This window comes from Shewanella dokdonensis, from assembly GCF_018394335.1.
Lineage (GTDB): Bacteria > Pseudomonadota > Gammaproteobacteria > Enterobacterales > Shewanellaceae > Shewanella > Shewanella dokdonensis.
Window position 1 is genome coordinate 88080 of the sequence record NZ_CP074572.1, and the last position, 25064, is coordinate 113143.

The window sequence follows — 25064 nt, forward strand, 5'->3', positions numbered from 1 at the left end:
CACCATCTCTGATAGTCAAGAGTAATGTCACTCACCTCAGTTACTTTTCAAATAAAACAGATACCAGTCATCATCTATTTTATGGTACGCCACCGTATTGGGAGAGAGCTGCGCAGCCGCCTTATCTAAGTCCGCATAAAGTGGTAACGGATTCTGTGGATGATACACATATCCTTTAGTGCTGCTACCTTCCGCCATCGGAAACACGGAACTGATAAACATAATGCCGCCCTTGCCCCAACCACGCATGCCACCGTCAAGAGACAATAACGAGAATAATTGCCGATATTGCTGCCAGCGCCCAGTATCTACTGTGCGGTCAGGATCCATAAACTGCGGATTTATTGAGGATAATGGGACATCCTGCCGAAACATACCAATTAACTGTATATAAAGAGCACGTTGCCGCTCTAGCGCTGAAAGCAATTGAGGATCGGTCTGATGATGTATTGATGAAGGCGTCTCAGACACACTCATGGTAAACAACAAAGCCACCACCAGTGCTCCAGCCACAATAAATCTCGCTAACCATTGCATAATACGACGTCCCTGTTGGTCCTGAAGACCCGTTATATTCATCCTATGTGAAATAAGAACATGCAATAGCTAAAATGCCAAATTTTTCTCATTAAATTTGTAAATATTTGTAAATGTTTTGGTAAGACCAATAGACCAAAAAATAAGCAACCGCAAGAACTCCACCTACATCGCCACAAAAGCACTGAAAGTATCCATTTACAACCATGACATAGCGCTAAAAACCAATCAAAAAAGTGATCCAAATCACTTATTAAGTTAGTGTATTTACGCTAATTAAGATGCAGTTTTCATGCATAGAAATAGCTTGAGAATGTCTTACATCAAGAGGGCTTTTTCACTCTCAAAAACCCATCTAATTTGCCGCTATTTTACCCAACAACGACTGATTTTTATGTGTAACTCTAGAGAGTTATTCTATTTTTCCGCATCTTGACAGAAACTTTCGAAAGGTAAAAAATTCGGCCACCTAATCTTGGACGTATGAGATAGATTGCCGTAATGTTGCTTACCCCTTTGGTAAGTTCCGGAGCCCCCTCAAGGTAAATGCCAATGAGGAGACCCCGTCGATGTATTGCTTATCGGCGGCGGCATCATGAGTGCCACTTTGGGTACCTTTTTGCAGACTCTGGAACCTGATTGGTCAATGACCATGATCGAGCGCCTTGATGGCGTAGCAAAAGAGAGTTCCAATGGCTGGAATAATGCGGGTACCGGGCACTCCGCGCTGATGGAACTGAATTACACACCACAACAAGCGGATGGTAGTGTCGATATCCAGAAAGCCATCGACATCAATGAGGCTTTCCAGATTTCACGCCAGTTCTGGGCCTATCAGGTCAGCCAGAATGTGCTATGTGAACCACATAAATTCATCAATAGCGAACCCCATATCAGTTTTGTCTGGGGCGATGCCAATGTGAATTTTCTGCGGGCACGTTACCAAGCATTACAAGCCAGCACCCTGTTTTCAGGAATGGAGTATTCCGAGGATCATGAGCAGATCCGCCAGTGGACACCGCTGGTAATGGAAGGCCGCGATCCTGAGCAGAAAGTTGCGGCCACCCGTACTGACAACGGCACCGATGTTAACTTTGGCGAAATCACCCGCCAACTGATTGGTTCGCTACAGAAAAACCTAACTTCAGTTTGCAACTCAACACTGAAGTACGCGATCTCGAACGTAATAGTGATAACAGTTGGACGGTAACTGTTGCCGATACCAAAGATCACAGCAACAAACGCAAGATCCGGGCTCGTTTCGTGTTTATTGGTGCTGGTGGTGCTGCGTTGCGGCTATTACAAAAATCCGGCATTCCACAAGCCAAAGATTATGCAGGTTTTCCTGTAGGCGGTCAGTTCCTTGTTACCGAAAACGAAGCGGTCGTGAACTTGCACTCAGCCAAGGTCTATGGCCGTGCCGAAGTGGGGGCTCCGCCCATGTCTGTGCCCCACTTGGACACCCGAGTACTGGAAGGTAAAAAGGTGCTGTTATTTGGGCCTTTCGCCACCTTCTCAACCCGTTTTTAAAAAATGGTTCACTGCTGGATCTACTAAAATCCACCAATACATCGAATCTGATGCCGATGATCCGCGTTGGCCTGGATAACTTTGATTTGGTGAAATATCTGATCAGTCAGGTGCGTTTATCTGAAAACGATCGTTATAGCGCGCTGCAACAATACTATCCAGATGCCGTCAAGGCCGACTGGAAGTTATGGACCGCCGGACAGCGGGTGCAAATCATCAAACGTGATCCACACAAGGGCGGCGTATTACGACTAGGAACTGAAGTCGTCAGCGATGAGCTGGGGACCATTGCCGCACTGTTAGGCGCGTCGCCAGGAGCATCGACAGCGGCGCCTATCATGTTGCAATTACTGGAAAAAGTCTTTCCTGACAGAGTTGCCAGCATGGCTTGGCGTAGCAAGTTACAACAAATCATCCCATCTTATGGCACTCGCTTAGATGGCGATGTCACAGCCACGGAACAGGAGCTCGCTTACACCAGTCAGTTGCTACAACTGCGGCGTCAAGGACGGGCAACAGTCACTAACGTGCCTGAACCCGATAACAGCTTCGTACTTCCTAGCTCAAATATCGCAGATATAGCACTTTAACCTTCCGTCGTTGCCGGTAAATGCCGGCAACGCGCTCTCAGTGCCGCGATAAACCCATTAAACTCTATGATTTCACTGGAATTTAATGAATTAATTCCGCAATGTTGCGACGCTTTTATCACTAAAAACATCTTCCTTAGCAATAAATTTTCAAATAGCTGCCTTAGCCTTAAATTGCAACAGTTTTATTCCATATACGGTTTTATTGTCATATTTGAAGCAAATTGAGAATATACTGCACTAAGCACATTTATAAATTGAGTAGCCCAGCTTTAAAAATTTATATCGTATGATGTTAATTAAAACTCACATATCGTCTACCAACATAAAACTATGTATCATTGATTCATTTTTCAATTACGCTATAGACTTTAAGCAGTCGATATCATAAGGTTCAAATACAAAGCATTACTTTAGCTATTAGCATTGTATTTACATTTTACAGGAGTAAGACATTTTGAAGGGTTTTATTAGTGTGTTATCAGCAATATTGCTTGTAGGTTGTGCAACAACGCCAAACCAGTTGAATAGCGTTAATGGGCATTGTGACAAGGTATCTTCATATGATATTGATTTTTCAAGATTTGACGAGGTAGCACAGCAGTTATCTCATGCGACTGGCTGTTTTATTAAAGCTGATTTATCCGATGTGGGAAACGTGAAGCCAAATCCGGTGAAAGGAAACATGAGCATCCGTAGTGCTATAGCAGTTGCTATTCGTGGAACAGAACTAAAAATCATTAACCAAGATAAAGACTCAATTGAAATTGGCCGAAAGTAATATCACCTATATATCATCCGCGCGGTCAATATCTATTAAATAACATTTATCATTATTCAATGATTAAATTTAAAAATTAATATTAGGCAGCCATATATTAATAGCTAAAACGCTCACTGATAAATAGCCGAACCGTCCGACCATCCCTGGCAGCATTATTTCACGTTTGCATGGCTGGGCCGGTTTTTAATGATTGGTTTTAGTGATTATTTTTCAACCTGTCGCTAGCGCCAAATGCCGTAGCGATATCTTTCGTTCATGATAACGAAAGCATGAGATACTGTAATGACACGGACAATGGTGCGATTTGCCCGTATGCTCCAACTCAGTCATAGTTCAAGGCATTGTCTCTATAATTTGGAAAATTTATGGCGTTAAGTGAATTTGAAATTAAAAAGATAGAAAAAGCTGGGGCAGCATTCCTAGCAAAACATCGGCCGCCACTCAATATCAGAAGCAAACTAGATCTTGGTTGGCGTCTGGAAAATCAGTCAGTATATATCTTTGAAATTCAGCCAGTTTGGAACAATCCAGAGGAATACCAAAGCTTGGATATTGCCAAGTCTACCTTTGTCCGAAGCCAAGGTGTTTGGAAACTTTACTGGATGCGCCGTGATCTCAAGTGGCACAGTTATAAACCAGAAAGCCAAGTAACCACCATTGAACAAGCTTTTAATGTTGTTAGCCAAGATCAATACGGCTGTTTTTGGCTAATGACCTAATCACCAAATGATATTGCTCTATATATGAGGGCGACAGCATAAACATTGCAGGAGGTCCTTTCATTATGACTTGCCATGCGTCACCCAAATAACTTAACCCTTATCAATGGGAAACAGTGCGTTTATCCGTCTGGAGGAAGCACTTCTTCACCGAAATCTATGCATTGATTAAATGTACGAGCGATACCGTTTTATCTCTTGTATAAACCATTATGCATACCAAATCGCGGCTAGAAATATGTTCCCGCTGAATAAAGCAGCGCTTGTTTATAGCACTAAACCTCCTGAATTTGAGAATATCCGTAACACCTGAGTCACAGTCTGACATAAAAAATACACGAATTTGTTTTAAATCAACTCCATCTTTTTTAAAGTATGGCAAAACTTGAGCTGTAGTTATCGGTGTGAGTTGTACCGGTGAAGGGAAGTTGCAGGCAATACGCTGTTGTAACGGGAAATATCTCGTTTGCGTTTAAATTACAAAAGGGAACGCATTTTATGGATATCGCCATCTTGCTGGGAGCCGGGTTACTGCTAGTGCTCAACCTGTTATTTGCTTGGAGAGCATACACTAGCCGTCTGCGATTAAGCCTCAACCGCCGTTATCACTGGGTTGTCATCAGCCTCATCTTTGGCCCTATTGGCTATTATGCTGTTCAGGGGTTTCTCCCCAGTGAACTCTTCTGTGAGGAATAACTACAGGATTGCATGAGTCAGCGCCTGATCTGGGTCTTCTGATCTGCGCAGTTGTGGTGCAATTCCTTGTTGTAATGCCAGTTTGTAATTCTGGTGCATACGCACGGCCATGGTCAGGTCAGAACGGATAGTCAGGCGCCCTTCCCCGCCGGTTTTGATGCCGGCCATCTCACACCATTTCAACAACTGGCGTTTTCGCCCCGCCAAAATCAAGTTAACACCTTGTTTACGCAGCTGCTTTTGCAACTCATCGATCATCGACATCACGCTGATATCCATATGACTAAAACAGCTCACCGCATCCACTACGACACATTCCACTGGCGTTTCCTGCTCGGTGATGCGGTGCAATAACTGACGTTTAAAGTAGACAGCATTGAAATATGTTAAGGGGGAATTAAACCGATAGATCAGAATACCGGGGATGGGCTTGGCTTTATCGGTCTTGTCTAAGCTACGCAGGATCCCTTTCTGGCTGATCCCCAGCAGTTGATCATTTGGGCGCATCACCAACCGAATAAATTGAAACAAGCCGAGTAATACCGCCAGCGTAATGCCTGGGATGATGCCAATAAACAGCACGGCCAATAATGTAATGGTTGCCAGAGTAAAGGCACCATTATCGCGCTTACGCAGGCTCCATATGGCATGAAAATCAATCAACGACAGTGACGCAATTACCAGCACAATGCCCAATGCCGGCGCAGGAATAAATTGTAGTGGCGCAGTAAAAAACAGCACCACCAGCAAGATCATCAATGCACTAAACACCGAAACCAGCTGACTTTTACCCCCGTTGGCATCGTTCACGGCGGTACGTGAATCTGCGCCACTGATAGCAAAACCTTGGGAGATGGCCGACACCATATTGGCAATGCCGAGTGCCCGAAATTCTTTATCAGCATCAATATCATAGCCATTTTTTGCGGCAAAACTTCGCGCCGTCAGCATCATGCTGATAAAACTGACCATCGCCAAGTTAAGTGCCGGCATGACTAACTCACGGATCAATCCTAAGTCAAACACCGGACTTTGAAACTCCGGCAAACCACCTTTAGTTTCCCCTACAATATCAACACCATAGTGCGCAACATTGATAAACCAAGACAATAGCGTAGCCCCAACAATGGCGATCATGGCGGAGGGCCATTGCGGCTTTAACCAGCGACTGAGCAAAAAGATACCTAAGGTGATCAGCGCTACGCCTAGCGTTGGCAGATGTGTTAACCGCAGATATTCAAGGCCATGATATAAACGTTCCAGCAAATAACGATCGGTATAAGTAAAACCGCAAATATTCGCCGCCTGCCCAACAATAATGGTGATAGCGACACCGTTGAGCAGACCGATAAGGATAGGTTTTGAGAGAAACTCGGCCAGCACCCCAAAACTGAAACGCGATGCGAGCAAACACCAGAAGCCGGTCAGCAACGTCATGGTCATCACCAACTGCCACTGTCGCACTGGGTCACCACCGGCAAGTGGCGTAACCACTGCGGCAATCACCGCACAGGTGGCGGCATCCGGCCCCACAATCAATTGTTTTGAGGTGCCAAATAGCGCGTAAGCCAGCATTGGCAAGATACAGGCATACAAACCTGCCACGGCATTCACGCCAGTCAACTGCGCATAAGCAATAGCAACCGGCAAAGCAACCGCCGTTACCGACAGCGCGGCCCGCAAATCATCTTTCAGCCAGTCGCGCTGATATTGCAGTAATCCCGCTAGGCCAGGGAACCATGCTGAAAACCGGGAATCTTGGGTGATGGCGGAAAAGGTGACCTTGCTATCCATGTCGCTCCCGTCAACAAATAAGGAGAATTGTGCTTTCACAAGTTATGACATGGAAATTGCGCGGTTGCGAGTATCGAAAGTGCATTTGATGAAAATAACAACGATTTAAAGCAAACAGGGCCAGCACTGCCAGCCCTATTTACCGCGATACATAGGTTGCTAACGCAAACGGTAGACCACAGTAGTACCACTAACTTCATTACCAATGACCAACATAGGTGTCCCAAATGGGCTCTTGTCGGCGGGCACAAACTTCATCCCTTCTGGGCCGAGATCTCCGGCCAACTGAATATTGCCCTGATATTCACCGGTATCGGTATCGACAGAAAAATCGGTACTGAAATCGCGGTTTACCACATAATCAACAAAGCTGACCGCAAATGGATTGGTGATGTCATAAATCATGATGCCACCGGTACGTTCCAACCCGACAAACGCATAAACCTTGTCGCCAACCTGACCGAGCGCCAGCGCTTCTGGCTCTGGCCCTTTATCGTCACTACGGCTATCACCTTTGTTTTCATCGTTATTGTTGTTGAAATTATCGCCAAGCACGGCGGCAGTAATGCGTTCAAAGTCACTGGCAGAGTCAAACACTATACGCCCGTCCGCATCTCGAATTGAGAATGAACGACCACCAAATGAATACAGTTTTTCGTACGCACCATCGCCATTTTCATCCCCCATGGAGGTGGTCACTTTCAGGCGTCCCAACAAGGTTTTATCCGCAGCCGCGGCGACTTGTGGATTGTTCGGGTCGAGTAACAGATCCGCAGCGCGGGCTTCTTCAGAAAACGCCGCATAATCGCGGGCATCACCTTCGTTGGCCATCACCACAAAATTAGCACCATGCCATTGATAACTGGCAACTGTGTCTGGTTGATAAAGGCCATAAACGCCTTCATAACTGCGGATGTTAACACCGTCATCTTTATCACTGGCATCAATGGCGTTTTCTGCCAAACCGTAATCCTTGGCACCTAAGGCGATCAGTTTTTCCACTGAGGCAGCCGCGATATCTATCCGTGCCAAAGCATTATTTTCCTGCAAACTGACCCAGGCGGTTTTTGAATCGGCACTAACGGCGATATATTCCGGTTCCAGATCCTGTGCTACCGATGAACCAGGGCCATTGATTTTAATCTCTTGGCTGACTTCGGCGGCACGGCTGCCACCAACGTTGAAATCAGTAAAGGTGACTAAGGTCGCGCTGCTTGCTGGAACGCCATCACTGATTTTGATAATGGCCACCGAGCCTTCAGGATCAACGCTGTAATCGGCAGCGGGTTCTCCTTCATCGGCCACCAGAACCCAGTTACCATCAGGGCTGAAGACCACGTTATCAGGCAAAGCGCCGACTTCGACAGCACTCAGGTAACTGTAGCCGCTATCGCCACGACGATAAAAGGCAATATAGCCCTTATCCTGGTTCTTATTGCCATTCACATCCGCACGTTCAATGGCAACGGCTAATAAATCGCCGTGCAATGCCAGACTGTTCACACCGCCTAAGCGTTCCAGCCCAATATCTGCCGCCACATCCAGTTCATTCAGTAGCGGTAAGTTATCCAGTGCCAAGGCAGCATCACCGCTAACGGCCGCGGTGCTTGCCAGCCCTGAAGCATCCAGAATATCCACTTTGCCACTGCGGGCGTTTACCACTAACACCTTGGCGGCAACAGCATCGTAGTCAACAATTTCGGCAGCACTCAGCCCATAGACACCACTGACATGACGCGCCATTAACTCCATTTTCAGGGTGTCGCCGCTATTTTTACACAACTGCTGGGTGGCGGTGATTTCATCCGTTTCTAAGGTACCGTTACTATTATTGTCCAGCCCGGTATCAATCTGCTGTCCACCATAAGGACAAGAGGCATTACCCGGCATGAGTTCGGTGACTTTCACCAGACTGTTCAGCCCATTGCTGCCATTGGCACCATTGTTGCCATCTTTACCGTCATCACCACTGCCGCAAGCGGCCAGCGCTAGAGTCAGCGACAAGGAAATCAGAGAGTGTTGCAGTTTCATTATGTCATCCATGTTTGTTACAAATCAGCAACACGCTAAAGTGCTTTGATGACAGAGATAAGGCAGAAATATTAACGGGCGGTGACAAACTTATGGGAAAGTTGTCAGCGATGTATTTTGTAACACTGTTATCGGTTGGCAGACAGCGGCAGAGGCTTTACCATGTCATCCCGCGATTTTGCCCATGCTGAATTGAAATTTTCCTGAGGTTCCTTTGAGCGCAACAGCTTCTTCTCCGACAACAGCGCCTGGTTTGCCACCGTTGTTTTTGCTCCTACCGATGCTGGCGGCCATTATGGCGATTACGCCGCTCACCATCGATATGTATCTGCCCGCCATGTCAATTATTGCAGATAGCTTTCATTCAGATGTCACGACAGTGCAACAATCCTTGAGTGTTTATCTGGCTGGATATGCTATCGGCATGTTGACGTTTGGCCCGCTGGCAGATCGCATCGGGCGCCGCCCGCTGGTGATTGCCGGGCTCAGTGGTTTCTTATTGTGCTGTATCGGTTTGGCACTGTCGCCCTCACTCAAACTGTTCATGGTGCTGCGTTTTGTGCAGGCGTTTATCGGTGCCGCGGCAACAGTTGTGATACCTGGCTACATTAAAGAACTCTATGGCGACAACACGGCCAAAGGCATGTCTTATGTCAGTTTGATCATGATGCTGGCGCCCTTGCTGGCGCCCAGTATTGGCAGCCTTATTCTGGGGTTCGGTCAATGGCCGTTGATCTTTTTCATCCTCGCCACTTACGCAGGACTGTTGCTGGTATTGGTCAGCCTTAAACTTAAATTGCCATCGGATGCGAAAGACGCACCGCACAGTACCCGCTCTTTTTTGGCAACTATGCCGTGGTGCTGACACGCCATGGCGTGAAACCTTACCTTAGCAGTGGCTTGCTATGTTCTTTGGCATTTTTCTGTTACCTCACCGCATCGCCATTTGTTTATATGGAAGTGTTTCATCTGGATAAGTCCCTGTTTGCCATTTTGTTCAGTGGCAACGTGGGCGCGCTGGCACTCGCCAATATCATCAATTCTCGTGTTGTTGTGCGTTACGGCCCCAAACGTATGTTGGCAGTAGCCACCCTTACCGGAGTGATATCGGCTGTCGCCTTGGTCGTGGTCAACTTGCTAGGCATGGAATATTACTGGACCGTTATTACGCTGGCGCCAGTGATGGGCTCGCTTGGTATTATGTCGGTGAACTCTGACGCCATAGTGCTGATGAAATTTAAACAGGAGACGGGGACGGCAACCGCCGTTATCGGCACCTTGCGTTTTGGCGTTGGCGCACTGGCGGGCCCCATTCTGGCATTGTTTTATACAGGAACGGCCGTTCCCTTTGCAGCGCTTATGCTGACAGCAATTCTGCTGGTGGGGATCTGCTTGTTGTTCACCCGGCCTGGAACGCTCACGTCACCACGCATTTCTTAACCCGACCATCCATCGGACGCCATACGGCCACCAACGAGTGGCCGTTTTTATGGCTGACGTTATCCTTGAGACAGCTGAAAATCTTTCATGTTGTCAAAATGTATCCATACTCGGCTTGCAAATTCACTTTTTTCAATATGATGAATTTCTGTCCATCAGGACAAACCCCCTACCTTACAAGGTGGAAAGCCGCAACGGCCGGGTTACCAGGTGGCGAGGATTACCCTCCTTGCCGATTGTTAGAGCGATTACCGTCGCTGTAAAAGTTACTGTTTACCGTAACGGTATCTTGTTTTTTAAGGAAATACTATGGAGATGCTTTCTGGCGCCAGCATGATCGTGCGTTCACTGATCGATGAAGGCGTTAAACATATCTTCGGCTACCCCGGTGGCTCAGTGCTAGACATCTACGACGCCCTACACGAAAAATCCGATATTGAACATATTCTGGTACGCCATGAACAGGCCGCGGTGCATATGGCTGATGGCTATGCACGTGCCACGGGCAAAGTTGGGGTGGTGCTAGTCACATCAGGCCCCGGTGCCACCAACGCTATTACAGGGATTGCCACCGCTTACATGGACTCAGTACCACTGGTGGTACTTTCAGGCCAAGTGCCAAGCAACCTGATTGGGAATGATGCATTCCAAGAATGCGACATGATTGGCATCTCACGGCCAGTGGTGAAACACAGTTTTCTGGTGACCGATCCTCAGGAAATCCCAAATATTATCAAAAAGGCGTTTTACATTGCCGCCAGTGGCCGCCCAGGGCCTGTGGTAGTAGATCTGCCAAAAGATTGCCTGAATCCGGCAGTAAAATATGAATACCAGTATCCTAAGAGCGTTAAATTACGTTCGTATAACCCAACTATTTCAGGCCATAAAGGACAGATCCGCCGAGGCTTACAAGCACTGCTGGAAGCGAAAAACCCGTGTTGTACGTGGGCGGTGGCGCCATTATCGCCGAATGTGCGCCGCAACTGCGTAAGCTGGCTGAAAAACTGCATTTGCCAGTAGTCAATACACTGATGGGGTTAGGTGCTTTTCCAGGAAGTCATCCACAGAATTTAGGCATGCTGGGCATGCATGGAGTGTATGAAGCCAATATGGCGATGCACAACAGCGATCTGATCTTTGGCATTGGTGTGCGCTTTGATGATCGCACCACCAATAACGTTGCCAAGTATTGCCCCAATGCCACCGTAATGCACATTGATATTGATCCCTCTTCTATCTCCAAGACAGTGCATGCTGACATTCCAATTGTGGGCTCTGCCGATAGCGTATTGGACGAGATGCTGGAACTGTTGCGGGAACCAGAATTATTCCCAGAACAGGACACAAGCGCGCTGGAAAACTGGTGGCAACAACTCAATGGTTGGCGCGAACGCCATTGCTTGACCTACCAGAAATCGACTGAACGCATCAAACCACAACAAGTGGTAGAAGTGTTATACCAGCTCACCCACGGCAATGCTTATGTGGCGTCCGATGTAGGCCAGCACCAAATGTTTGCCGCACTTTATTATCCGTTTGATAAACCGCGACGTTGGATCAACTCCGGTGGACTTGGCACCATGGGCTTTGGCCTACCTGCGGCGATGGGCGTTAAAATGGCGTTGCCGGATGAAACAGTTGTGTGTGTCACTGGCGATGGTTCAATTCAAATGAACATTCAGGAACTTTCTACGGCATTGCAGTATGGGGTTCCGGTAAAAATCATCAACCTTAACAACCGTTTTCTGGGAATGGTTAAGCAGTGGCAAGACATCATCTATGCCGGGCGTCATTCTCAATCTTACATGGACTCAGTGCCTAATTTTGCCAAAATTGCCGAGGCCTATGGTCATGTAGGCATGACTATCAGCAACCCTGCCGACCTAGAAGGGAAATTAGCCGAAGCCCTGGCAATGACCGATAAACTGGTCTTTGTGGATATCAGTGTCGATGAAACTGAGCACGTCTACCCAATGCAGATCCGTGGTGGAGCAATGAGTGACATGTGGTTGAGCAAAACGGAGAAATGCTGATGAAACGCCGAATTATTTCTGTATTGATGGAGAACCAGCCGGGCGCTTTATCGCGGGTTGTTGGCCTGTTTTCCCAACGTGGTTACAACATTGAAACCTTAACCGTGGCGCCAACGGATGATGCCACCTTGTCACGCTTGACTGTAACCGTATTTGCCGATGAGTCGATTCTGGAACAGATTGAGAAGCAACTGCACAAACTGATTGATGTGCTTAAAGTATCCAATATCACTGAATCCAGTTATGTGGAACGAGAGCTAGCGTTAATCAAGGTCAAAGCCATCGGCGATACCCGCGATGAAGTCAAACGCACCGCGGATATTTTTCGTGGTCAAATTGTTGATGTCACCCCAACCCTGTACACCATTCAGATGACAGGCACCAGCGAAAAACTCGATGCGTTTGTGCAATCGTTAGCGGAGACGACTAAAGTGGTAGAAGTTTCCCGCTCAGGCATTGTAGGTCTGGCTCGCGGCGATAAATCAATGAAAGTATAGTATTTATTTTTTACATCATGCCATTTAGCCAAAGCCTCTCCCGGGGCTTTGGTCATTTCTGCAGCGCAAAATCCTAAAATATTTCCGGTTGTCACATAGCTGTCATTTAGCAATGTTAAAAATTGCACCGTCAATTAACCAAACGACGGAAAGTCACTTTTTAGGATTGCTATATGAACAACTTGCTTAAAGGCGCCCTGTTAGGTTGTACCATTGCCGCATCAGCTTCTGTATATGCAGATACTGTTATCAACGGTGCCGGTGCTACCTTCCCATACCCTGTCTATGCTAAGTGGGCAGAGCAATACAATAAGGAAACCGGTGTTAAGTTGAACTATCAGGCCATTGGTTCTGGTGGTGGTATTAAACAGATTATCGCCAAGACTGTGGACTTCGGTGCTTCTGATGCACCACTGAGCAAGGACAAACTGGACAAAGAAGGTTTGGTACAGTTCCCTGCCGTGATGGGTTCAATCGTAGCTGTGGTTAACCTGCCTGGCGTTAAGGCTGGTGAACTGAAACTGTCTGGCGAACTGCTGGCAGATATCTATCTGGGTAAAGTAAAAAGCTGGGATGACAAGGCGATTGCCGAGCTGAACAGCGGCGTGAAACTGCCACACACTCCTATCTACACAGTACACCGTTCAGACGGTTCTGGTACTACTTACAACTTCACTGATTATCTGGCACGCGTTAGCAGCGACTGGAAATCAAAAGTAGGCGTTGATAAAGAAGTTGCTTGGCCACAAGAAGCCCATCAGTTGGGCGGTAAAGGCAATGCGGGTGTCGCCAACTTCGTAAAACGTACCAAAGGTTCTATCGGTTACGTTGAATATGCTTACGCTAAAACCAACGATCTGGCTTATACCCAGATGAAAAACAAAGACGGCAAATATGTATTGCCAACAATGGAAGCGTTCCAGGCCGCAGCCGCTAACGCTGACTGGGCTAACGCTCCTGGCTTCAAACTGATCCTGAACGACCAGCCAGGTGCTGCTTCATGGCCGATGACAGCCGCAACCTTCATCCTGATGCACAAGTCTCAGGCAAATGAAGCCACTGCCAAAGAAGTGCTGAAATTCTTCGAATGGAGCTATGCAAATGGTGACGCTCTGGCCTCTGAGCTGGAATACGTACCAATGCCAGATAACGTTGTGAAGATGGTAGAAACCATGTGGCACAGCGATATCAAAACAGCAGGTGGCAAAGCTGTTTACTAAGAATTGCCCAAATCAGGCCCTCGCCTCTGGCGGGGGCTTAGCCATTTCTGAAAAAGTTGTGACTTTATGACTGCAATATCGTTAAGAGCATTTTCATGGCAAGGTGACGATCTATTCCGCCGCGCTTGCCTCACCAGCGCGGGACTGATTTCTGTGCTGATGTTTGCCATCCTGCTGTCGTTATGTATTGGCGCTTGGCCCGCGCTGGAAAACTTTGGTATAGGCTTTTTCTTCAGCAGTGAATGGAATCCAGTGACCAAAGAGTTTGGTGCCGCCAACGCACTGTATGGCACCCTGGTTTCTTCTATCATTGCCGTGTTTCTAGCACTCCCGGTTGGTCTAGGAGTGGCGATTTTCCTGTCTGAACTTTGCCCCGTTTGGTTATCCCGCCCGCTGTCTATCGCCATTGAACTGTTAGCGGCAGTCCCCAGCATCATTTACGGTATGTGGGGTTTGTTTGTATTTGCACCCTGGTTTTCTGAAGGATTTCAGGTGTGGGCTGCAGAACATCTGTCTGAATTACCGCTCATTGGTCCACTGTTTAGTGGCCCACCGATGGGCGTGGGTCTGTTGACTTCAGGGATCATCTTGGCATTCATGATTTTGCCGATCCTGACATCATTAATCAAAGAAGCGCTGTCAACTGTCCCCAAAGTATTACGCGAAGCAACTTATGGTATTGGTGCCACCCAATTTGAAGTCATCATAAAAGTGCTGCTCCCCGCCATCAAAGGCCCCATTTTTGGTGCCTTGATTCTGGCGCTTGGGCGCGCACTAGGGGAAACCATGGCAATTACCTTTGTGATAGGTGGTGCCCAGAGCATTGATTCTAGCCTGTTCATGCCAGCCACCTCTATCTCTGCCACGATTGCTGAACAATTCAACGAAGCGACCGGAGACATGCATATTTCAGCCTTGATTGGACTAGGTCTGGTGCTGTTTATGATCACCTTTATCGTGATGGGTTCTGCCCGGGTACTGTTGCGGAGGAAAGCCAAATGATCCGCAAGTTTAAGAATCAGTTGTTCCGGGCCATGTGTCTATTGGCCACTCTGATAGGGCTGGGGATCTTAGTGATTATCCTGTTTACCCTGTTCCAGAAGGGCATGGCGGGCATGAATTGGCAGCTGTTTACCGAAGTTACCCCAGGTCCTGGCGGTGAAGGTGGACTGGCCAATGCGATTGTCGGCAGCATCATTATGACATCGCTAGGTATTGTCATTGCCGCGCCGGTTGGCATTCTCGCGGGCACTTGGCTGGCTGAGTATGGTCAGAACTCTAAAACTGCCGATACTATTCGCTTTCTCAATGGCATGTTGATGAGCGCGCCGTCAATCCTTATCGGCTTATTTGTATATGAGCTAGTGGTCGTGTTCATGGGGCATTTTTCAGGCTGGGCTGGTGCTATCTCACTGGCTATCATCGCGCTGCCCGTCATTATCAGTACCACAGAAGAAATGCTAAAACTGGTGCCTATCACGTTACGTGAAGCAGGTGCTGGTCTTGGCACCCCACGGTGGAAAGTCACCGTTAAACTGAGTTACCGCGCGGTCAGCACCGGCATTATCACAGGCATTCTGTTATCGGTGGCCCGTATCAGCGGCGAAACCGCCCCACTGCTATTTACCGCACTTAACTCCAGCTTTATGACCGTGAATCCGAACGAGCCAATGGCGAACTTACCGGTCACGATTTACCAATTTGCAATGAGTCCCTATGACTCCTGGAACCAACTGGCCTGGTCAGGCGCACTGCTGATCACCATGGCTATTTTGTTTTTGAACATTATTTCTCGGGTACTGCCCCAGTTGAAAAAACGGAGGTCGTGATGAGTCTGGTCGCGCAATTAAAAGATTATCAACAACCCCAACAGGTGAAGCCGCTGGTACAGCGGATGGATATCAAGGATCTAAATTTTTACTACGGCAAGGACAAGCAGGTGTTGTTTGATGTCAGCATGCCGATCTATCAGCATCGCGTCACGGCAATGATTGGCCCGTCCGGCTGCGGTAAATCCACGCTGTTGCGTTGTCTCAATCGCATTTACGAGCTGTATCCACATCAGTATGCTGAAGGCAATGTCACGCTTGGCGAACTCTCAGTATTGGACCGGAAAGTCGACCTGAACGATCTGCGTGCCAAAATCGGCATGGTATTTCAGAAGCCGACACCGTTCCCAATGAGCATTTATGACAACATCGCCTTTGGGATCAAGCTGTATGAGCGGCTGTCCAAGAAAGATATGGATCATCGGGTGAAAGAAGCGTTACAGCAGGCGCAATTGTGGAATGAAGTAAAAGACAAACTGCATAGCGATGCCTCAGGGCTCTCTGGCGGCCAACAGCAACGCTTGTGCATTGCCCGAACCATAGCGCTTAAGCCCGATGTGATCCTGATGGATGAACCCACTTCAGCGTTAGATCCTATCGCAACCCAAGGGATTGAAGATCTCATCACTGAGCTGCGAAAAGATTACACCATAGTGATTGTCACCCATAACATGCAGCAAGCCGCCCGTATCTCTGACTTCACCGCATTTATGTATCTTGGAGAACTGATTGAATTTGGTGAAACCAAGCAGGTGTTTCAGAGTCCGGTACATGATCGTACCCGTAAGTATGTCAGTGGTACCTTCGGCTAACTTAAGCGCTAGATGTTAACGGCTTAGCAGCGAACAATATCAACGAGTTCAGCAAGATAACTCAATTATCTCGCTGAACTGTTCCAGATCCGATGGCTATCTGTCATCGGATTTTTTATGCAATTAACTGCCGTACCACCGCTTGCTTATGGCTAAACGCCAACTACAACGTTTAACATCATATCTGCAACAACATTGTAAGCATGGCTCGAACCAAAGCAGTCATCATGACTAACCACAGCTTTTTATCAAAAGCAGCTATCCATTCATCAAGCGTGATATCCTTTATTGGTCTGTTCTCAAACGCTTTAAGCTGGTGAAGATGAACACAGCACGATAAATTGCCACAGAATCTGGCTTTAATGCGCTATGGCGGGGTTCTATCAATTGCTTGCAGCAGTTCTGTGGCTGTCTCGGTACAGCACTTGTGTTGTTGCCTGTAGAGAGCCAAAGCCATTGGCGATTGCGTTATCCAGTTCAGCGATTAGCGCTCTGAACGCAGATAATTTGAGATACGGATGGCGCGCCAAGGTTAGACGAGGCTACCATCAATCCGAAATCGGGACTGCCATGTGGTGGCACCAAATGGGAACGGATGCTCAAACCATCACGGTCAGACAGCTCCAATTCGCCGAAATATGGTTTGGCATTTATCGCTCGAAACTGTGAGCCAGATAAGGACAGTTAAATTGGCAGTGTACCTATTCATGAGCAGATTTACGCCCCTAGCGCGTATATGTCACGCAAAGGTACACACCACGCAGGAATGTAGGCTACAATGGGCGCAATGATTGGAAATACTAGTAACGAAATAAAATTAATAAATACATAGTGATAGTCGAAAAATTAAAGGATTTAAATAGCAATGAAAGATAACGAACCGGCCACAATTTACTGGCACGATTATGAAACATTTGGTGCCGATCCATCTCGTGACAGGCCAGCCCAGTTTGCAGGTATTCGTACCGACTTGGAGCTCAATATTGTTGGCGAACCGGATACTTTCTACTGTCGCTTGGCGACAGATTACTTGCCCGCCCCAGAAGCCATTCTTATTACCGGCATAACACCGCAACTCGTTAATAGCGAAGGAATGCTAGAAACCGAGTTTATGGCACGCATCAACAATATTTTCAGTGTTGCCAACACTTGTGTTGCGGGCTACAACTCTTTGCGTTTTGACGATGAAGTTACCCGCTACGGCTTTTACCGTAACTTTATTGATCCCTATGCCCGCGAATGGCGTAACGGTAATTCTCGCTGGGATATCATTGACTTAGTTCGTGCATGCTACGCTTTGCGGCCTGACGGTATCAACTGGCCAGAAAGAGAAGATGGTAGTCCAAGTTTCAAACTGGAGCATTTGACACTGGCTAACGGTCTGGGACATGAAAAGGCCCATGATGCGATGTCGGATGTGTACGCCACCATCGCCTTGGCAAGATTAATCCGCGAACATCAGCCACGATTATTTGATTACTACTTTGGCCTACGGAAAAAGCAAACCGTCGCCGATCAGATAGATGTGCTGACGATGACGCCGCTGGTGCATGTCAGTTCAAAAATCCCGGCGGCTCAAGGCTGTACCACGCTAATTGCGCCGGTTGCTTACCATCCGGTCAACCGTAATGCGGTTATCTGTATTAATCTCAACATGGATATCACCCCACTGCTGGAACTGGAGGTGAATGATATTTATCAACGTATGTATACCGCCAGAGAAGATCTGGCCGAAGATGAACTGCCGATCCCAATAAAACTGATCCATCTGAACAAATGCCCTTTCATTGCCCCCGCCAAAACTCTTAGTGATGACCGAGCCGCAACCTTAGGCATTGACAAGGCATTTGCGCGCGAGCAGTTCCGTAAGCTACGGCAATCAGCAGAAGTACGGCAAAAGCTGGTTGCCCTGTATGAAATCGACCACGCAACCACAATTACCGACCCTGACCGTATGTTGTATAGCGGTGGATTTTTCTCCGACGCCGATCGCAACAAAATGGAGATAATTCGCAATACTGCACCACAGAATCTAGCGGCCCTTGAGTTGCAATTTGATGATGCTAGATTGCCAGAAATGCTATTCCGTTATCGGGCACGTAACTACCCGGCTCTACTGGATTATCAAGAAAGTCTGCGCTGGAAGGAGTTTTGTAAACAACGGCTTAGCGATCCCGATTATGTCCTCAGGCTGGAAAATCTATTGGAAGAAACTGCTGCAAATGAAAGCAAACAGCAATTACTGAAGGCTTTGGTGCTTTACCTACAATCGCTTTAGCTGCATGATCCCATGTCCGCTCACCAATAGGAAAGACGGATGCAAAATAGATTTATCAGCGGCCTGAACAGTTTGCCGCAATCTTTAAGCAGCGCACTGGTACCTATGCTAGGCGATGCCTTTGCGGGCCATTTTGATGCGCAGCAGCTTGCCCATCTGCAACATGCTAGCGGTCTGGATGAATCACAACTGCTTAGCACTCTGCTCCCCATTGCCGCAGCCATGTCAGTGGCGCCCATCAGTGATTTTTATGTAGGCGCTATCGCTAAAGGCCAAAGTGGTGCAGTGTACATGGGAGCGAACCTGGAATTGGCAGGAGAGGCACTGTGTCACTCGGTACATGCCGAACAGAATGCTATCAGCCATGCCTGGTTAAGTGGTGAAGCACAAGTCACGGATATCTGGGTAAATGCCAGTCCTTGCGGTCATTGTCGTCAATTCATGAATGAGCTGGTTGCAGGCAGCAGCATCCGCATCCATTTGCCAACACAACCAACAGCACCACTCGCGCACTACTTGCCCTATGGTTTTGGCCCTAAAGACTTAGGCATTGACTTACCTTTGCTGACCAAGCAACAAACTGAATTATTACTGGAAAGTAGTGATCCCATGGTAATTGAAGCCTTGGATCATGCCAGCTTGAGCTATGCGCCTTACAGCCATAGTCATAGTGCAGTGGTACTAGAAATGACCGATGGTGTTACTTTCTGTGGCCGCTACGCAGAGAATGCCGCTTTCAACCCGTCCATGATGCCAATGCAAATGGCACTTGCCAGTCTGGTACGCCACAATCGCGACTTTAGCGATATCAAACGCGCCATGTTGTTAGAATCATCGGCAGGCAAACTTTCCTTAGTCGATATGAGTTTAGATGCACTACATGCAGTAGCTAATGTTGAACTGGAGCATGTTGTAGTATCACCGCTGTAATACCTCCTATCGATACGGTAATTTGGGGGTAAATGTAAAAGGACTGCTGATTCGGCAGTCCTTTTTAGCAGCAATTCTCTGACTCCGCTAGCTGGGTCGGTTATTTACCTTGAGATTTTTGCTGACGCGCCATCAGACTAGATGTATCCCAGCGGCTGCCGCCCATGGTCTGTACTTCAGCGTAAAACTGGTCAACCAGCGCTGTTAACGGCAAAGTAGAACCATTACGGCGGGCCTCATTGAGGGCTATCCCCAGATCCTTGCGCATCCAATCCACCGCAAAACCGAAATCATACTCACCTTTGAGCATGGTTTTATAGCGGTTCTCCATCTGCCAACTCTGAGCGGCACCTTTACTGATCACTTCGACCACTTTCTCGCCATCTAGACCGGCATTTTTGGCAAAGCTCAAAGCTTCAGCCAAACCTTGAACTATGCCAGCGATACAGATTTGGTTAACCATTTTAGCAAGCTGCCCAGAACCGGTATCCCCCAACAACTCAGCACTGCGGGAATAGGCTGCCATTACGGGTTTTACTGCTGCAAAAACATTCGCATCGCCACCAACCATTACGGTTAGCACGCCATTTTCTGCCCCCGCTTGACCACCAGACACAGGCGCATCCAAGAAGGCGATCCCTTTTGTTGCCAATAATGCCGCTAATTCGCGCGTGACATCGGCTGAAGCGGTAGTGTGATCGACAAACACCGCACCGGCAGCCATGCCATGAAGGGCACCATTTTCACCCGCAACGACCTGACGTAAATCATCGTCATTACCCACACAAGCAAAGACAATATCTTGCCCTTCTGCCGCTTCTTTCGGCGTGGCACAACAACGGCCACCGTACTCACTCACCCAAGCTTGAGCCTTGGCGACTGTCCTGTTGTAAACCGTGACCTCATGCCCATGTTTGAGCAGATGGCCCGCCATGGGATATCCCATAACCCCCATACCTAAAAATGCAACCTTGGCCATTAGACTTCCTTAACTTTATGAACGATAAGCAGTAAATGGACAATAACACAGTTATTGTCCGCAATGATTTCGTCAGTAATTGCTTGGCATTGTGCCATGCTCACCTTTATAGATAAAGATGCTGGCACACATAGTTAGGGGTGGATATGCGCTTCCATCTCGGCACCGATTTTTTTACGCATCTCCATCAGTTTCATCGCGGAGTCACGTAACTCAATGTCTCGCTGAGTGACTGGTACCCATTCAGGTACCGGCGTTGGTTGTCCATCCTCATCAACAGCAACCATGATCACAATACAATGAGTGGTTGTCTCACGCTGGCAGAATTTGGGATCGCAGGCTTTAACTTCTAGGCCAATATGCATGGACGTACGACCGGTATAAATAACCTTGGCACAGACTTCAACCATATTACCCACCAGGATTGGCCGCACAAAACGAATGCCACCGGCATAAGCAGTAATGCAGTATTTGCCGCTCCACCCGGCAGCACAGGCATAAGCTGCAAGGTCAATCCATTTCATAACCGCACCACCGTGCACTTTCCCACCAAAATTCACATCTGTTGGCTCTGCCAGAAATCTCAGGGTAATCTCTCTATCTAAACCCGCCATTATGCTCCTCTCGCTGTTATCACAGCCTCCGGTTAACATCTGCAGTTGAGTGTATTCGAAAAATACACATTAGAAAATTGTTAATGCAAACGCGCTGCTCTATTGCATTAGTAATCGACAATCTAATCAGACAGCGATAAAAAAAGCGCCGAAAGGCGCTCTCTTATACCACAACTTTATTACACCCGTTTCAACAGTAGCGAACCGTTAGTGCCGCCGAAGCCAAAAGAGTTACATAAAGCGTATTCCAATTGTGTTTGACGCGCTGTGTGCGGTACAAAATCCAAGTCGCAACCTTCATCTGGATTATCCAGATTGATTGTGGGTGGCACCACCTGCTCTTTCAGCGCTAACGCAGTGAAAATGGTTTCCACCGCACCAGCGGCACCGAGCAGATGTCCGGTCATGGATTTGGTAGAGCTGACCATCACCTTATAAGCCTGTTCACCGAACACTGACTTAACTGCGGCGGCTTCTGCTTTATCACCAGCGGGAGTTGAAGTACCGTGCGCATTAATATAGCCAATCTGTGCCAGCGCGATACCTGCATCCTTAACCGCATTGACCATTGCCAGTGCGGCACCGGCACCGTCAGCGGGTGGCGATGTCATATGGAATGCATCACTGCTCATACCAAAGCCATTGATTTCTGCATAAATTTTCGCGCCACGCGCTTTGGCATGTTCATACTCTTCCAGCACCACAATGCCAGCACCATCGCCGATAACAAATCCGTCGCGGTCTTTATCCCAAGGACGGCTGGCAGCGGTAGGATCATCATTGCGGGTAGAGAGCGCTTTGGCCGCAGAAAAGCCACCAACGCCCAGTGGACAGGTTACATCTTCTGCACCTCCGGCCAGCATCACATCGGCATCACCATAAGCAATAGTGCGCGCGGCAAAACCAATGTTATGTACCCCGGTAGTACAAGCCGTCGTGATGGCAAAATTAGGGCCGGTCATGCCGTACTTGATAGACAGGTGACCCGCAATCATATTGATAATGGTGCTTGGCACGAAAAATGGTGAAATCTTCCGCGGCCCACCTTCCATATAAGCAGTGTGGTTCTGCTCTATCAGCCCCATGCCACCCATTCCGGCACCAATGGCAGTACCCACTCGGGTAGGATCTTCTTTTTCCATATCCAAACCAGCATCTTCAAAGGCTTGGATACCTGCGGCCATGCCGTACTGCATGAACAAGTCCATCTTACGGGCATCTTTTTTAGAGATGTATTGCTCCGCATCAAAATCTTTCACTGAGCCACTGATACGGGATGCAAATGCGCTGGCATCAAACTTGGTGATGGGCGCTATGCCACTTTTGCCAGCCAGTAGTGCTTGCCAGCTGCTGTCTACGGTATTACCCAGGGGAGTTACTAGCCCTAGGCCAGTAATGACGACTCGACGTTTTGTCACGGTAGTCACCTTTCTTTAGCGAACGAATTGAAGAAAGAGATGTGATTTTACACCTTTGAACGGGTTTTTACTCAAAGAGCCCTGTTTTATCACACGCCAATTTACGGAATAAAGGTGTAAACAAAAACAGGCGGCATATTAGCCGCCTGTTTTCAGGAATTCAGTATTACTGATTCTTGGAAACGTAATCAATCGCTGCCTGAACAGTGGTGATTTTCTCAGCTTCCTCATCAGGAATTTCGGTATCAAACTCTTCTTCTAGAGCCATAACCAATTCGACGGTGTCCAGAGAATCTGCACCGAGATCGTCAACAAAAGAAGCTGCTGGCTTAACGTCTTCTTCTTTAACGCCCAGTTGCTCTACAATGATTTTCTTTACACGTTCTTCGATGTTGCTCATTAGTTTTCTTTCCTATTCAAATTACGCACTTGCGTAAGATTGCGAGTAGTTTATTAGATTTGACCAACATTGCAAGCCCCGTTTTCGTGGTCTAACCACGATTTAAGGCCCCAATTACCGCAGGTCACCACCCAATTTGCGACAGTTCCCTGCAATCGCCATTAAACCATATACATCCCACCGTTTACATGCAAGGTTTCCCCTGTAATGTAAGCGGCAGCATCAGAGGCCAAGAATAATACGGCATTGGCAATTTCTTGGGCCCCCCAAACGCTCCATCGGCACCTGGGACATGATGGCTTTTTGCTGTTCTTCTGTCAGTTCATCCGTCATGTCAGTCTGGATAAAACCAGGAGCAATAGCATTAACGGTAATTTGACGGGACGCAACCTCTTTAGCAAGAGATTTGGTAAATCCGATCAAACCCGCTTTTGCTGCTGCGTAATTTACCTGACCAGCGTTACCCATTGTCCCAACCACGGAACCAATACTGATAATGCGACCATGGCGTTTTTTCATCATTGCCCGCAAAACAGGCTTAGACAACCGGAAAAGTGATGTAAGGTTGGTATCAATAATAGACTGCCATTCTTCATCTTTCATTCGCATCAATAAATTGTCACGAGTGATACCAGCGTTGTTTACCAGAATATCAATCTCGCCAGTTTTTTCTTTGATCGATGCAAATAAATCTGCAACAGATTGCGGATCTGTGACGTTCAGCACTAATCCGTAGCCGTTATCGCCAAGATAGGCACTAATTGCCGCAGCGCCGCCATTACTGGTAGCGGTGCCAATAACGGTTGCGCCAGCTTCGACCAATGTGGTGGCAATTGCCTTACCTATGCCCCGACTGGCCCCGGTGACTAATGCGATTTTGCCTGATAAATCAATGGCAATACTCATGGATAACTCCTTTATTCCGTCAGCGCAGCGAGCGATGCCGCGGTGTTAACCGCCTGGGCAGCTAACGACTTATTGATACGTTTAGTTAGACCCGTCAACACTTTTCCTGGCCCCATTTCGACCAGTTCAGTGATACCATCAGCCGCCATTTTCTCTACGGTTTCGGTCCAACGTACCGGATTATACAACTGCCGCACCAACGCATCTTTGATAGCGCTGGCATCGTGTGGACAAGCCACATCAACGTTATTGATAACCTTAACGGTGGGTAGCGAAAAGGTCACGTTGGCTAGTGCGTCAGCGAGTTTCTCGGCCGCAGGTTTCATTAGTGCACAATGCGATGGAACACTCACGGGCAAAGCAACAGTCATCTTAGCACCCGCTTCTTTACAAGCGGCGGCGGCCCGTTCAACGGCGTGTTTTTCTCCGGCAATAACAACCTGCCCTGGGCTATTAAAGTTAACTGGGCTGACAACCGCGCCTTGTGCGCAATCGGCACAAATGCTGGCAATTGTCTCGTTAGCTAACCCAATAATCGCATACATGGCACCCGTACCAGCCGGAACTGCCTGCTGCATTAATTGCCCACGTAATTCCACCAGTTTTACAGCATCTTTAAACGGAAGAACCCCAGCACAAACCAGTGCTGAATATTCACCGAGACTGTGACCAGCCATCACTTGTGGTAGCGCTTTACCGCTTGCCAAATAGACGCGATATAGTGCAACAGATGCGGTCAGCAACGCCGGCTGTGTTTTATCAGTCTCGTTCAGAGTTTCAGCTGGTCCTTGCTGTACCAGCTGCCATAAATCATAACCCAGCGCTTCGCTGGCTTCGGCAAAGGTGTCTGCCACTACTGGGTATTGCTCTGGCAAATCGGCCAGCATTCCCACGGTTTGAGAACCTTGCCCGGGGAAAACAAAAGCAACGCTGTTCATATTTATTGACCTTTTGAGTTAAAAACAGGTTGATTATAGACGGCAACCCATACTCAAGTAGACGGGTTGCCCTATTGGGTTTAGCTATC

The 25064-nt window shown here is 47.8% G+C and carries 18 protein-coding genes and 4 pseudogenes; 13 read left to right on the top strand and 9 right to left on the bottom strand.

Annotated features, from left to right (window positions below):
* Window positions 1–36: 36 nt before the first annotated feature.
* Complete coding sequence (locus KHX94_RS00510; RefSeq protein ID WP_213681973.1) at window positions 37–537, bottom strand: hypothetical protein; 501 nt, start codon at window positions 535–537, stop codon at window positions 37–39.
* Between the two features lie 595 nt (window positions 538–1132).
* Here KHX94_RS00510 and mqo point away from each other — a divergent pair.
* The 4 genes and pseudogenes from mqo (at window position 1133) to KHX94_RS00530 (ending at window position 4856) form a co-directional block, all read left to right on the top strand.
* Window positions 1133–2657: pseudogene (mqo, locus tag KHX94_RS00515) on the top strand (malate dehydrogenase (quinone)).
* A gap of 457 nt (window positions 2658–3114) precedes the next feature.
* Window positions 3115–3438, top strand: coding sequence for a hypothetical protein (locus tag KHX94_RS00520; protein WP_213681974.1), 324 nt, complete (start codon window positions 3115–3117; stop codon window positions 3436–3438).
* 368 nt (window positions 3439–3806) lie between these two features.
* Entirely contained in the window at window positions 3807–4160 is a 354-nt protein-coding gene (locus KHX94_RS00525; protein WP_213681975.1) for a DUF3024 domain-containing protein, read from the top strand.
* Between the two features lie 498 nt (window positions 4161–4658).
* Window positions 4659–4856 carry a hypothetical protein gene (locus tag KHX94_RS00530; RefSeq protein ID WP_213681976.1) on the top strand — a complete coding sequence of 66 codons (198 nt, stop codon included), beginning with the start codon at window positions 4659–4661 and terminating at the stop codon, window positions 4854–4856.
* On the opposite strand, the gene KHX94_RS00535 is transcribed toward KHX94_RS00530, so the two are convergent.
* Together KHX94_RS00535 and KHX94_RS00540 are read right to left on the bottom strand one after the other, a co-directional pair.
* The gene (locus KHX94_RS00535; RefSeq protein WP_213681977.1) at window positions 4857–6650 is read right to left on the bottom strand and encodes a SulP family inorganic anion transporter; all 1794 of its coding nucleotides are present in this window, start codon (window positions 6648–6650) and stop codon (window positions 4857–4859) included.
* A 159-nt stretch (window positions 6651–6809) separates the two neighbouring features.
* Window positions 6810–8681: a choice-of-anchor I family protein gene (locus KHX94_RS00540; RefSeq protein WP_213681978.1), complete on the bottom strand. Its 1872-nt coding sequence runs from the start codon at window positions 8679–8681 to the stop codon at window positions 6810–6812.
* A 214-nt stretch (window positions 8682–8895) separates the two neighbouring features.
* Between KHX94_RS00540 and KHX94_RS00545 the strand changes: the two are divergent.
* The 9 genes and pseudogenes from KHX94_RS00545 (at window position 8896) to cdd (ending at window position 19720) form a co-directional block, all read left to right on the top strand.
* Window positions 8896–10121 (top strand): annotated as a pseudogene (locus tag KHX94_RS00545) (multidrug effflux MFS transporter).
* A gap of 309 nt (window positions 10122–10430) precedes the next feature.
* A pseudogene (locus KHX94_RS00550) lies at window positions 10431–12154 on the top strand (acetolactate synthase 3 large subunit).
* Window positions 12154–12651, top strand: coding sequence for an acetolactate synthase small subunit (ilvN, locus tag KHX94_RS00555; protein WP_213681979.1), 498 nt, complete (start codon window positions 12154–12156; stop codon window positions 12649–12651). The pseudogene KHX94_RS00550 and the gene ilvN overlap by 1 nt, the downstream one beginning before the upstream one ends.
* Window positions 12652–12824: 173 nt before the next feature.
* Window positions 12825–13871 carry a phosphate ABC transporter substrate-binding protein PstS gene (pstS, locus tag KHX94_RS00560; protein ID WP_213681980.1) on the top strand — a complete coding sequence of 349 codons (1047 nt, stop codon included), beginning with the start codon at window positions 12825–12827 and terminating at the stop codon, window positions 13869–13871.
* Between the two features lie 66 nt (window positions 13872–13937).
* The gene (pstC, locus tag KHX94_RS00565) at window positions 13938–14873 is read left to right on the top strand and encodes a phosphate ABC transporter permease subunit PstC (RefSeq protein WP_213681981.1); all 936 of its coding nucleotides are present in this window, start codon (window positions 13938–13940) and stop codon (window positions 14871–14873) included.
* Window positions 14870–15700, top strand: a complete 831-nt coding sequence (gene pstA / locus KHX94_RS00570) for a phosphate ABC transporter permease PstA (protein WP_213681982.1) — start codon at window positions 14870–14872, stop codon at window positions 15698–15700. The genes pstC and pstA overlap by 4 nt, the downstream gene beginning before the upstream one ends.
* Entirely contained in the window at window positions 15700–16512 is an 813-nt protein-coding gene (gene pstB, locus KHX94_RS00575) for a phosphate ABC transporter ATP-binding protein PstB (RefSeq protein WP_213681983.1), read from the top strand. Before pstA ends, pstB begins: the two co-directional genes overlap by 1 nt.
* Before the next feature lie 865 nt (window positions 16513–17377).
* Window positions 17378–18790 (top strand): exodeoxyribonuclease I, encoded by a 1413-nt coding sequence (gene sbcB, locus KHX94_RS00580; RefSeq protein ID WP_213681984.1) that lies wholly within the window; start codon window positions 17378–17380, stop codon window positions 18788–18790.
* A 39-nt stretch (window positions 18791–18829) separates the two neighbouring features.
* Window positions 18830–19720 carry a cytidine deaminase gene (cdd, locus tag KHX94_RS00585; protein ID WP_213681985.1) on the top strand — a complete coding sequence of 297 codons (891 nt, stop codon included), beginning with the start codon at window positions 18830–18832 and terminating at the stop codon, window positions 19718–19720.
* 100 nt (window positions 19721–19820) lie between these two features.
* Here the strand turns inward: cdd and KHX94_RS00590 are convergent, their stop codons facing one another.
* The 6 genes and pseudogenes from KHX94_RS00590 to fabD all read right to left on the bottom strand — a co-directional run bounded on the left by KHX94_RS00590 (window position 19821) and on the right by fabD (window position 24975).
* Window positions 19821–20699, bottom strand: a complete 879-nt coding sequence (locus KHX94_RS00590) for an NAD(P)-dependent oxidoreductase (RefSeq protein WP_213681986.1) — start codon at window positions 20697–20699, stop codon at window positions 19821–19823.
* A gap of 134 nt (window positions 20700–20833) precedes the next feature.
* Window positions 20834–21313, bottom strand: coding sequence for an acyl-CoA thioesterase (locus KHX94_RS00595; RefSeq protein WP_133037539.1), 480 nt, complete (start codon window positions 21311–21313; stop codon window positions 20834–20836).
* A 179-nt stretch (window positions 21314–21492) separates the two neighbouring features.
* Complete coding sequence (gene fabF / locus KHX94_RS00600) at window positions 21493–22731, bottom strand: beta-ketoacyl-ACP synthase II (protein WP_213681987.1); 1239 nt, start codon at window positions 22729–22731, stop codon at window positions 21493–21495.
* Between the two features lie 166 nt (window positions 22732–22897).
* Window positions 22898–23131, bottom strand: coding sequence for an acyl carrier protein (gene acpP / locus KHX94_RS00605; protein WP_006081231.1), 234 nt, complete (start codon window positions 23129–23131; stop codon window positions 22898–22900).
* Between the two features lie 161 nt (window positions 23132–23292).
* A pseudogene (fabG, locus tag KHX94_RS00610) lies at window positions 23293–24037 on the bottom strand (3-oxoacyl-ACP reductase FabG).
* An 11-nt stretch (window positions 24038–24048) separates the two neighbouring features.
* Window positions 24049–24975, bottom strand: coding sequence for an ACP S-malonyltransferase (gene fabD / locus KHX94_RS00615; RefSeq protein WP_213681988.1), 927 nt, complete (start codon window positions 24973–24975; stop codon window positions 24049–24051).
* Window positions 24976–25064 lie beyond the last annotated feature (89 nt).

Coding starts and splice junctions, on each gene's coding strand:
- KHX94_RS00525 (WP_213681975.1), top strand. CDS start 3,807: ATGGCGTTAAGTGAATTTGAAATTAAAAAGATAGAAAAAGCTGGGGCA.
- acpP (WP_006081231.1), bottom strand. CDS start 23,131: ATGAGCAACATCGAAGAACGTGTAAAGAAAATCATTGTAGAGCAACTG.
- KHX94_RS00540 (WP_213681978.1), bottom strand. CDS start 8,681: ATGAAACTGCAACACTCTCTGATTTCCTTGTCGCTGACTCTAGCGCTG.
- KHX94_RS00590 (WP_213681986.1), bottom strand. CDS start 20,699: ATGGCCAAGGTTGCATTTTTAGGTATGGGGGTTATGGGATATCCCATG.
- KHX94_RS00510 (WP_213681973.1), bottom strand. CDS start 537: ATGCAATGGTTAGCGAGATTTATTGTGGCTGGAGCACTGGTGGTGGCT.
- sbcB (WP_213681984.1), top strand. CDS start 17,378: ATGAAAGATAACGAACCGGCCACAATTTACTGGCACGATTATGAAACA.
- ilvN (WP_213681979.1), top strand. CDS start 12,154: ATGAAACGCCGAATTATTTCTGTATTGATGGAGAACCAGCCGGGCGCT.
- pstS (WP_213681980.1), top strand. CDS start 12,825: ATGAACAACTTGCTTAAAGGCGCCCTGTTAGGTTGTACCATTGCCGCA.
- KHX94_RS00595 (WP_133037539.1), bottom strand. CDS start 21,313: ATGGCGGGTTTAGATAGAGAGATTACCCTGAGATTTCTGGCAGAGCCA.
- fabD (WP_213681988.1), bottom strand. CDS start 24,975: ATGAACAGCGTTGCTTTTGTTTTCCCCGGGCAAGGTTCTCAAACCGTG.
- KHX94_RS00535 (WP_213681977.1), bottom strand. CDS start 6,650: ATGGATAGCAAGGTCACCTTTTCCGCCATCACCCAAGATTCCCGGTTT.
- pstC (WP_213681981.1), top strand. CDS start 13,938: ATGACTGCAATATCGTTAAGAGCATTTTCATGGCAAGGTGACGATCTA.
- pstA (WP_213681982.1), top strand. CDS start 14,870: ATGATCCGCAAGTTTAAGAATCAGTTGTTCCGGGCCATGTGTCTATTG.
- cdd (WP_213681985.1), top strand. CDS start 18,830: ATGCAAAATAGATTTATCAGCGGCCTGAACAGTTTGCCGCAATCTTTA.
- pstB (WP_213681983.1), top strand. CDS start 15,700: ATGAGTCTGGTCGCGCAATTAAAAGATTATCAACAACCCCAACAGGTG.
- KHX94_RS00530 (WP_213681976.1), top strand. CDS start 4,659: ATGGATATCGCCATCTTGCTGGGAGCCGGGTTACTGCTAGTGCTCAAC.